Below are 8,415 nucleotides of genomic sequence, written 5' to 3' on the forward strand. Positions count from 1 at the left end.
TAGACCAATTTGCTGTCGCCGCAGCAGGGCAGTCTATTCTCGGACAGCCTCCTAGCCTCTAATGACAGCAGTTTTGATGCCTGTCTTTGCAAGTGACTCGTGATCTTGTCTTCATAAGCCATGGTTAATTCTTCTGTCACTCTCTTAACTTCAGCTTCATTGCTTCTTTGTATACTGTCCATCAGTACCTCCTCTGTACATTTTGCGATAGCAAATTATCTGGATGTTTTTTGTTGAAATAATTCTTCCGATATGGCCGCAACGAAACGTCAACAGCTCCTTGCCATTAACAAGACATCATCCAAATCACTCTGGCATATAGGGTCCGAACTCTCCAACCGGAGGCTTGGGAATATTACCAGCAGCATCAGGCTTTAAATTCGGGTATTGGCCCAGTACTGTTTTGATCTGAGATTCCAATACGCCTACCTGTCTTTGCTCTGATGCACTTTGTTCCAAAGTTTCAGAATACTCTTTGGCTATTGGACCACGTTTAACGGAAAAATAGGGTCTGGTAGGAAAGCTCCAGAGAATCTCGTTAACTTTGTCATATTCTTGATCACTTAAAACCGGTTGGAGTGCATTAAGCAGTCGCATTTGGGAATACAATGAATATCTCTGGTCCCAATCACGATCGTTGACAAACCTTGACAACTCCGCACCAGCCTCATAGGCAGCTCTCTGATCATATTCACGCGGGGCATCACCCCGATTCCCGGAGCGAGACATCAATACGCCATCCACAAAACCTTTCAACCGCCCCGCCATATAATCAGCCTCTTGCATGTAGCTGGCCATCTTCTGAGCATATCTCTCCTGTGATAGTCGCTCGAATTTTGCTGCCTCCGCCGGTAGATGAGCCTTAAGTTCAGATAGCCTTTTGTGATATTTAGCTATCTGCTCCTGATGAACCTCAATTTCTTGAACAGCCCTCTGTAGCTGATGCCTCAACTCATCCCGAGCAGCCTCTATAGACTCTTTCGCTATAGGCTTTAGACTGCTGTAAGCCATATACAACCCCACAATAGCGGTTGCTGCTCCAGCAACTGCACCGCAGGCTAATGGGTTTTCCTTAACGATTGATTCCACCACATCAATCACACGATCAGCCAGAGCTGTACCTGGTCTGACTGTGCCAGGAACCCGTTGCAAACGTTCAGCCAAATGATCAAAGGCAAAAGCTCCGCCAGCAGCAGAAATCCCTATGCCCAATGCGGAAGGTAAAAGTTTTGTTTTAGTTCCATCCAGTGGGTCATAACAGAAAAAAACTTTCCTGATATTTTTAAACAAACCACCGTCAGAAACACTGACTGATGAGAGTTCAGGCTGTATCGACAGACCTGGATTCATCGCCATACTAACGTACATAACCAAACTCCTGTAAGCTGAATTGAGGTAAGTAGTTCAACATTTGCTTTCGCATAAATCTCTGACCGGATAGTCATTAACGATAAGTAGTTAACACCTCAATCCTTAAAACAGAGTGGAGCATTTGTAGACTGAAATGCTGTTATATTTTCACTGTATCTGTTGCTACACAGGATTTAGGCTTTTAATTAATGGTTAATCCATCGAAAATATTCGATTGAATTTGGATAACTACTAAAACTGGCTGATTTGAGCGCGTTACAACTGCCTTGTAAAGTAAGACCTCCATTCTCGTACTAAGTTCCAAACAAAAATCATCCTCCCCCTTATCAGCGATCGGGGGTGAATATAAGCAGACGGAAAATTGAACTATTTGCCGCTAAGTCAGTCAGTTGTATGTCCACTTGACGTTAACGTCAGGCCATTATGTCAGACGCAACAACTCACCAGGCAGGGAGCGCTTCTCAGACCATACCCGATGTCCTCAGTGAGCATTGTGCAACTGCCTCCGTACAGCCCTTACAAACCGTTGCACTCTGTAATAGAAGCAGCGGGTTTATTACCGAAAGCTCCGGGCTAGAAGAAAGGCACACTAAACATATTAAAGATTATTCTATCCGTACCCTGGAGCCAGCACTTACCATCCCTAAACTGTCCCGTCGTTTGAACAAACTGGTTCAGCTGGCTTCTGATTTTAACATCATCTGGGATATGGGCTGTGACCATGGTAAAACCGGAATCGCCCTGGCCGCTCACAATGCCTCCAGAGAAGTCCACTGTATTGATTGTTCTAAACATGTCATTACCCGGCTTCAATCTCTTCAGCTGCCCACTAACCTGACTACTGCTTGCGTGGATGCAGCCACCGTTAAAATACACAACTGTAAAGGTGAACTGGTCATTCTTGCTGGCATGGGCTCCCATACCGCCAACAAAATTATTGATGGGATTCTTTCAGATACAGGCGATTATCAAGCCAGCTTCCTGGTCAGCATTCATCGAAACCATGATGATACAGTGGCTCATCTTGCCAGCCGCTACGGATTTAGTACGACACAACACTGTGAGGTAGAAGAGAAAAAGAAAACTTACCGTTTTGACTTAATGTCCCCTCAACATGGCCATTCATGATTCATCGACAGATTTTGGACCTGCCGGGATACTCCCCTTACGCTAAGCTCTGTCTTTGACAGGAAGACATACACCGTCTTTGATGGCGGCAGTGATGTCCTGCCGGTCAGCCGTGATAGTAAAGATGGGTTGCATAATTAATCCCACAACCTCGTTTCAGTTTTCGCCTTCGGTGTTTCAATCGCTGGTAAGTTGATCACCAACCCCGCTGGCAGGACCGCCCCATGCTCTGCCAGTCTGGGATTGGCTGCCAGCACCTGTGGTACAACATCCAACCGTTGGTAATAGTTCAGGCAGATATGGTCAAGCATATCGCCTTCGCGGGTTCGGTATTGCATGGTTATAGATCCTGTTTTTTTATTTGTATTCTTGTAGCCTATAGACTACTTTTGATTTATGAAATATGACGTTGCCTCTACTGACGACTTTAATCAGTGGTTCCGGCAGTTGCGGGATCGTCAAGCGGCCAAGGCGGTAGCTCTGCGGATTGAACGAGCCAAGGCAGGCAACCTTGGTGATGTAAAAGTCGTAGGTGACGGGGTGGGCGAAATGCGCCTCTTTTCAGGCAAGGGCTATCGCCTTTACTACACCCTCCGCAATAAGCAACTGGTGATTCTGTTGTGCGGAGGCGATAAGTCGAGCCAGAACCGGGACATTAAAAAAGCCAAAGAACTGTTGCAACAATTGGAGGACTGAACCATGGGCTTGAAACTGACTCCCATTAATCCTGTTGAAATGCTGCACGATGATGAAATCGCTGTTTTCCTCACTGAAGCCTATCTTGACGATGATCCAGCGGTGTTCATTATTGCCCTGGGCGATGTAGTAAAACATCGGGGCGTTGCTGAACTGGCAAAGCAAACCGGCCTTAACCGTGAAAGTCTTTACAAGACCTTTAATGGCAAGGTGCAGCCCCGCTGGGATACTGTGCACAGGTTGCTTAAAGCTCTGGGCGTTAAGCTGGCTGTTGCTGCCTGAGGGTCAGCTAACCCCCAATTCCTGTTTTGTCACGATCCTCCCCATACTCCACCAGCTCCAGCCGAAACCGGATGTCCATCACTTTCTCGGCCAGGGTGTCGGCGTCTTCCCCGGGTTGCTGGTAGATTTGAATACGTTCGACGGTGGTTGTCTGTTGTGTGGTTTCTGAATGCGTGGCCAGTGCAGGCGTGGCCACCAGCGCAGCGGTGACGGCGGCTGCCCCGGTTTTGGGCAAGCTGTTGTTCGTGGTTTGCTTCTCTGCGTCATCTGACGTGAACAGGCGGCCCACTTGCTCACCCAGCCAGCCGCCGCCGATGCCACCGGCAATACTTCCCAGCAAACCACCGACAGCGGTTCCGATACCGGGCGCAATCATGGAGCCTAATACCGCCCCCAGTTTGGCACCGCCCAGAGCGCCGCCGATGCTTCCGGCACTGTTGCTGATGTCGGAGGCTTTTTCGCCTGCACTCAGGCTGTCGTCTGCCAGCGTTGAGCCAATGCTCAGGGCACCAATGCCCGCCCCGATCAATCCGGCCTTGCCGCCAAACGCTCGCCCGGCTTTTCTTAACAGGCCGCCTTTACCTCTTCCGGCCTTGCCACCAGCGCCACCAGCAAGGCTGTCCATCAGAATATTGCCCCTGGCTTTTTTGGAGACATACCCCATATAGGCAATGGCGGCACCAAGGGAAGCCACGGCGGTAATAACCGGAGCTGTCACTACGGCCACGGCACCAATGCCCCCCACCACGGCAATCAAGGTAGAAGACAGGCCGTTGTTATTGTCGATAAATGCAGTCAGCCAGTTTGCCCCTTTTTCCAGAATGGGCATCAGCTTTTCAAGGGTGGGGATCAGGGCGTTGCCCAGTATCTCCTTGATCACATCCCAACGTTGCTGGAGCACTTGCAGCTTGGCGTCCATATTGTTGTCCATGGCTTTGGCCATCGACCGGGTGAAGGCTTCTCCTTCTTCCCTGGCTTCCCTGAGTGCCCGGGAATTTGCCCGGAATGCGTCCTGTTGACCCCAGAGGGCCTTGAAGAATCGCACCGATTCATCAGAACCAAACGCCGCCTGCAGTTTAGCGCCATTCTCGGTGGTGTAGTTTTCTCCAAACGCCTGTTGCATTTCCTCAATCAGTTCCGGAATCTGACGCATATTGCCGTTGTCATCCAACGTCTGAATGTCCATGCCCAGGGCTTCAAAACGCTCCTGCGCTTTGGCGGCGGTTCGTTCCAGTGCGGCCATGGCCGTACCGGCAACTCCGGCCTCCATTTTCTGCTGCAGTAAACCCAGGGCGGTGAACTGGTCACTGAGAGAAATACCGGATTCCGCCAGCCCGGAGCCCATGGACTGGATAGCCTGCTGCATCTTGCCCCCGTCGGTCTTGAACTGCTGCACCGACTTGGACAGCATGGAGGAAAACACTTCCCCAAACTGGGCGTCATCCAGATCACTGAACAGGCTTTCCTTGAACGAACCGTAGCCCGTGGCAAACAGGCTGGTCATCTGTCCGACATCGGATCTGGTGGCCTTGCCCGTCAGTGCTGCCAGTCGGGTCATATCCGCTACCCCTTTATCCGACAGGGTACTGATACCACTTTTAATATCGTAAGCGGCTGAAACGAAGTCCGATGTTTTTACCCCGGCCAGCTGGTTGGACAGCCTGCCCCTGACGTACCACGGCCTCAATATCTGCCACTCCCAGAGAGGCCAACTCGCCTTTGGAGCGTTCAACGCTTCGCATGTTCTGCACCGGGGAGGCCATCATACCAAGCGCCCCCTGCCCAACCCGGTTCAGCCCTCCGGCCACCAGCGCAACATTGGCCGCTCTTTGCAGTTTGCTGTCGTACTTTTCCCGGGCCCTGGCAATACCGGCCTCGACTTTTGCCATGCGTTCCATGGACTGCGTCGCCTGATTAATCGTGCCGGCAATTTTTTCCTGTGCTTCTCCCAGTCGGCGGGTATCAACACCAGCACCCTGTAACTCTTTGCGCAGCTGGCGCAGTTCTTCACGCTGCAGCTGATGATTGCGCTTCAGTTTGTCTGATTTGCGGCGCGCCTGTTCAAACTGTTGCTGCAATCGTTTGGTAGGCTTCGCGGTACTGGCGAGTTCCCGCCCCAGTTTGGCCGTGTGCTGCCGTGCCTGGTCCATGCCGGCCGCGGTCTGCCCCAGCCTGCTTTCCAGCTGCTTCAGTTTGTCGATGGCTTTTTTCTGTTTGCCCAGATCATCCAGCGACTGCTTGCCTTTGGTGAGCTCTCCGGCCATACGGTCGGATACCTGAGCAATCTTCCTGGCCGGTGCGCTGAACTGATCAATAGCGCTGATCAGAACCGAGAGTTTCAGGTCAATCATGCTAACATCCAGTTATGAATAGAATATTGTTGAAAACAGCCTTGGAGCTGAAGGTGTTGCTCAGGCTCTGGCCACTGTTGCTACCGCCGTTACTGACCTTTGCCGCTGTGCTTTACTGGTTTCTGGCGGCGGGCTTGATGCTGGCTCTGGGGCTGGCAACACTGGCGGCGGTGGGCGTGTTTCTGTTTTGCCTGTTTGTTGGCATGGCGAGCGATTAACCTCAGGGCAACCGCGTTCCCATGCGCTTGGTAGCGCGCTGATGCCAAGCCACCAGCTCCTCCACCGTCATGCGCTCCATTTCAGAGGGTGGCCAGTGAAAGATAACCGCTATATTGGCCATCAGTTCATAGACTTCACTCAGGAGTCTTTCGATTCCTGAGAGCTCACACCCAAAAAATCCAGTACCTTTTCGGTGGCCTTGTCAAAGTCGATGACATCCATAGTTTTAATGTTTTTTTCCGGTACACCACTGAGGCGGGCCAGCAGACTGATGGTTTTCTTACGCTCGGACTTTTCGTTTTCCGTGGCTTCCAGGTCACCAATGGTGACACGACGAAGGTTCAGCGTATCCGGTTTCAATGCCGTCTACCTCAATAGGGTATTGCAGGGTGAAGGCTTCCCGGGTTTTATTGTTCCTGAATGGGGTCTCTTTGTTTGTTTACAGTAATAAAGAACTGGCGGCTATGATGCTGGTTGTACGGTTTCGGCATTCAGGGTGGTATCCCAGACTCTCACCCATGGGTCCACCAGGTAGGCGCGATGGGAGCCAAAGTGACCGGCGTAGGTTTTCGCCGCGGCATCGTCGGTGTTGGGGCCGTCGATAATGGCCGCCGCTCGCAGACGCTCAGCCACTACCACCAGTTCAGCACCGGCCGCCTGCTGATGACTGAAACCGGGAGCGCAAAGAATACGGGGCTGCACACCCACCACACTTTTCGCATCGACAAAACACTGCATGCCGTCGATGATATTGGACAGGGTTTCGGCATCGTCTGAACCTTCGTTCACACGTACCACCACCGCCGCGCCCACCTGGTCAAAGATGCCATCAATATGGGCGGGCAGTGTGCCACCGTCGCCCAGTGCTTCGGCTTCCTTGCGATTACCGGCAATCAATACCGGGGTTTTGTTCGGGAACCTGGCGGCGTTCGCCTTGGGGGCGGTACCGATCAGGCCGATCACAGAGCTTTTGACGGTGCGGATAGGCCGCGTCCCGCCGTCAATCTCCACGACCTCTACGCCGTGTAAAAAATCCGTGGCCATAGGGTTTTCTCCTTTGGAGGTTTAGGGGTAGGTGGGGCAGGTCACAGTGGAACCTGCGGGTACAAAAAAGCCCTCGGGGAGAGGGCTTTTTTATGAAAGGGTGTTAGCTGTCGCTGATATCATCGGGGGGCGGGTTGTGCTCCGGTGGTGGTATCCAGAGTTTTTCCTGTTCCCGGCCTGCGGCTCTGGCGGCTCTTTTTAGCTGGTCGGCCGTGACATCGGCTACGGTGTTGTCTGCCAGAATCCAGCGGACTTTTTCTGTCGGGGTTTCTGCCAGTGCAGCGGCCCTGGCCATGCGTGCCTGGCTGGTTTCGTCGCCGTCGAATGTCAGGCCGTCGATGTTTACGACGATGGCGTTTACTTTGGCCTGGCGGGCGGCTTTCCATTGCTCCTTTAGTTTCTTGTCCGATAACACCCATTCACCATTCATTGTTAAAATATGATCTGGTGTGGGCGGCTCGCTTGAAACCTCAATGTATCCAACAGGCGCAGCAGGGCTTTCAGTAAAATCTACAACAAAATCGTTATAGCCAGGCTTTGCGAATATTTTCATTATTTGACTTTCCATACTCTAACGCGACACTGTTTTGGCCAACTAACAACAGAATTGTTATTAAACCCATCGCCTCCGTATTTTGAAGCACCAAGCGCATAAATCCCTGTTTGTAATGCGATGTTCGACTTAACGGTTTTCATCCTTGGATGGAGGTAAGTCCAATATAAATATCGAAAGTAGCACAAAAACAATATTTCACTATTTTTTAAGCTGCAGCTATCAGGTTCTCGAACTGAATAGGCGCTTTACCTGCACTGATATTGAGATATGACCCAATATTATGGGCCAGCAGCTTTCTGGCTATACGTGATGTCATATGCCACATATCACGACAGCGGCATTTTTCCATCTCAAATCGTTCTTCAAGCTGGCCAATAACGGTTTCAATCCTGCGTCGCACTCGCATGATCAATTTCACAAACGACTTCGGTCTTTCATCTTTCATGTTTTTGCGTAGTGGCGTCTGCAAGTCGATACCCACTTCCTGGCAATCATTCTTGAACTCAGGTCGTATATATTCTTTATCACCCAGCAAGAGACCTGCAATGATCTCCATCATGTCAGACGCCGCATCACGCTCATCTATATTGGCAGCAGTCAGCGTAAAACCAACAGGAATGCCTCGTGCCTCAACCAGTAGATGCCCCTGAAAACCATAGAAATGCTTCTTCTTGGATGCGCAGAAACCGTAGTCTGCCTCGCCTTTGAAGACTTTACTTCTGGGGGCTTGTTGCAGTTAACGAAAACCTATCTATAGTTACTCGAACC

14 protein-coding genes are annotated in these 8,415 nt (G+C 51.1%); 4 read left to right on the forward strand and 10 right to left on the reverse strand.

The window, feature by feature from the left end:
* Window positions 1-182, reverse strand: a 182-nt coding sequence (locus KDK15_RS19015; protein WP_257296972.1) for a hypothetical protein, incomplete at its 3' end; no start/stop codon positions are given.
* Between the two features lie 124 nt (window positions 183-306).
* A complete protein-coding gene (locus KDK15_RS19020; RefSeq protein ID WP_257296973.1) occupies window positions 307-1,368 on the reverse strand; it encodes a hypothetical protein in 1,062 nt (353 codons plus the stop codon).
* A gap of 426 nt (window positions 1,369-1,794) precedes the next feature.
* Here KDK15_RS19020 and KDK15_RS19025 point away from each other — a divergent pair, with 426 nt between their 5' ends.
* The gene (locus KDK15_RS19025) at window positions 1,795-2,499 is read left to right on the forward strand and encodes an SAM-dependent methyltransferase (protein ID WP_257296974.1); all 705 of its coding nucleotides are present in this window, start codon (window positions 1,795-1,797) and stop codon (window positions 2,497-2,499) included.
* 137 nt (window positions 2,500-2,636) lie between these two features.
* Here KDK15_RS19025 and KDK15_RS19030 read toward each other — a convergent pair whose 3' ends face one another.
* Complete coding sequence (locus KDK15_RS19030) at window positions 2,637-2,837, reverse strand: tail protein X (RefSeq protein WP_257296975.1); 201 nt, start codon at window positions 2,835-2,837, stop codon at window positions 2,637-2,639.
* A gap of 58 nt (window positions 2,838-2,895) precedes the next feature.
* Between KDK15_RS19030 and KDK15_RS19035 the strand changes: the two genes are divergently transcribed.
* The gene (locus KDK15_RS19035; protein WP_257296976.1) at window positions 2,896-3,195 is read left to right on the forward strand and encodes a type II toxin-antitoxin system RelE/ParE family toxin; all 300 of its coding nucleotides are present in this window, start codon (window positions 2,896-2,898) and stop codon (window positions 3,193-3,195) included.
* A gap of 3 nt (window positions 3,196-3,198) precedes the next feature.
* On the forward strand, window positions 3,199-3,477 hold the full coding sequence (locus KDK15_RS19040; protein WP_257296977.1) for an addiction module antidote protein: 279 nt from the start codon (window positions 3,199-3,201) through the stop codon (window positions 3,475-3,477).
* Window positions 3,478-3,484: 7 nt separating this feature from the next.
* Here the strand turns inward: KDK15_RS19040 and KDK15_RS19045 are convergent, their stop codons facing one another.
* Together KDK15_RS19045 and KDK15_RS19050 are read right to left on the reverse strand one after the other, a co-directional pair.
* Window positions 3,485-5,164 (reverse strand): phage tail tape measure protein, encoded by a 1,680-nt coding sequence (locus tag KDK15_RS19045; RefSeq protein ID WP_257296978.1) that lies wholly within the window; start codon window positions 5,162-5,164, stop codon window positions 3,485-3,487.
* A complete protein-coding gene (locus KDK15_RS19050; protein ID WP_257296979.1) occupies window positions 5,076-5,828 on the reverse strand; it encodes a hypothetical protein in 753 nt (250 codons plus the stop codon). Before KDK15_RS19050 ends, KDK15_RS19045 begins: the two co-directional genes overlap by 89 nt.
* 14 nt (window positions 5,829-5,842) lie before the next feature.
* On the opposite strand from KDK15_RS19050, the gene KDK15_RS19055 reads away from it, so the two are divergent.
* A complete protein-coding gene (locus KDK15_RS19055; protein WP_257296980.1) occupies window positions 5,843-6,046 on the forward strand; it encodes a hypothetical protein in 204 nt (67 codons plus the stop codon).
* A 2-nt stretch (window positions 6,047-6,048) separates the two neighbouring features.
* On the opposite strand, the gene KDK15_RS19060 is transcribed toward KDK15_RS19055, so the two are convergent.
* From KDK15_RS19060 to KDK15_RS19080, 5 genes are all read right to left on the reverse strand, one after another.
* Entirely contained in the window at window positions 6,049-6,168 is a 120-nt protein-coding gene (locus tag KDK15_RS19060; RefSeq protein WP_257296981.1) for a GpE family phage tail protein, read from the reverse strand.
* A gap of 17 nt (window positions 6,169-6,185) precedes the next feature.
* Window positions 6,186-6,407: a phage tail assembly protein gene (locus KDK15_RS19065; RefSeq protein ID WP_257296982.1), complete on the reverse strand. Its 222-nt coding sequence runs from the start codon at window positions 6,405-6,407 to the stop codon at window positions 6,186-6,188.
* Window positions 6,408-6,509: 102 nt separating this feature from the next.
* On the reverse strand, window positions 6,510-7,091 hold the full coding sequence (locus KDK15_RS19070; RefSeq protein WP_257296983.1) for a hypothetical protein: 582 nt from the start codon (window positions 7,089-7,091) through the stop codon (window positions 6,510-6,512).
* A 103-nt stretch (window positions 7,092-7,194) separates the two neighbouring features.
* Window positions 7,195-7,644, reverse strand: a complete 450-nt coding sequence (locus KDK15_RS19075) for a DUF4376 domain-containing protein (protein ID WP_257296984.1) — start codon at window positions 7,642-7,644, stop codon at window positions 7,195-7,197.
* Window positions 7,645-7,852: 208 nt separating this feature from the next.
* Complete coding sequence (locus KDK15_RS19080; protein ID WP_257296985.1) at window positions 7,853-8,383, reverse strand: IS982 family transposase; 531 nt, start codon at window positions 8,381-8,383, stop codon at window positions 7,853-7,855.
* Between the last annotated feature and the right edge of the window lie 32 nt (window positions 8,384-8,415).

The sequence above is a fragment of the Endozoicomonas sp. YOMI1 genome (assembly GCF_024606345.1).
Lineage (GTDB): Bacteria > Pseudomonadota > Gammaproteobacteria > Pseudomonadales > Endozoicomonadaceae > Endozoicomonas.

Bases quoted from the DNA above. Each gene is read 5' to 3' on its own strand.
- KDK15_RS19020 (WP_257296973.1), bottom strand. From the start codon at position 1,368: ATGTACGTTAGTATGGCGATGAATCCAGGTCTGTCGATACAGCCTGAA.
- KDK15_RS19025 (WP_257296974.1), top strand. From the start codon at position 1,795: ATGTCAGACGCAACAACTCACCAGGCAGGGAGCGCTTCTCAGACCATA.
- KDK15_RS19030 (WP_257296975.1), bottom strand. From the start codon at position 2,837: ATGCAATACCGAACCCGCGAAGGCGATATGCTTGACCATATCTGCCTG.
- KDK15_RS19035 (WP_257296976.1), top strand. From the start codon at position 2,896: ATGAAATATGACGTTGCCTCTACTGACGACTTTAATCAGTGGTTCCGG.
- KDK15_RS19040 (WP_257296977.1), top strand. From the start codon at position 3,199: ATGGGCTTGAAACTGACTCCCATTAATCCTGTTGAAATGCTGCACGAT.
- KDK15_RS19050 (WP_257296979.1), bottom strand. From the start codon at position 5,828: ATGATTGACCTGAAACTCTCGGTTCTGATCAGCGCTATTGATCAGTTC.
- KDK15_RS19055 (WP_257296980.1), top strand. From the start codon at position 5,843: ATGAATAGAATATTGTTGAAAACAGCCTTGGAGCTGAAGGTGTTGCTC.
- KDK15_RS19060 (WP_257296981.1), bottom strand. From the start codon at position 6,168: ATGGCCAATATAGCGGTTATCTTTCACTGGCCACCCTCTGAAATGGAG.
- KDK15_RS19070 (WP_257296983.1), bottom strand. From the start codon at position 7,091: ATGGCCACGGATTTTTTACACGGCGTAGAGGTCGTGGAGATTGACGGC.
- KDK15_RS19075 (WP_257296984.1), bottom strand. From the start codon at position 7,644: ATGAAAATATTCGCAAAGCCTGGCTATAACGATTTTGTTGTAGATTTT.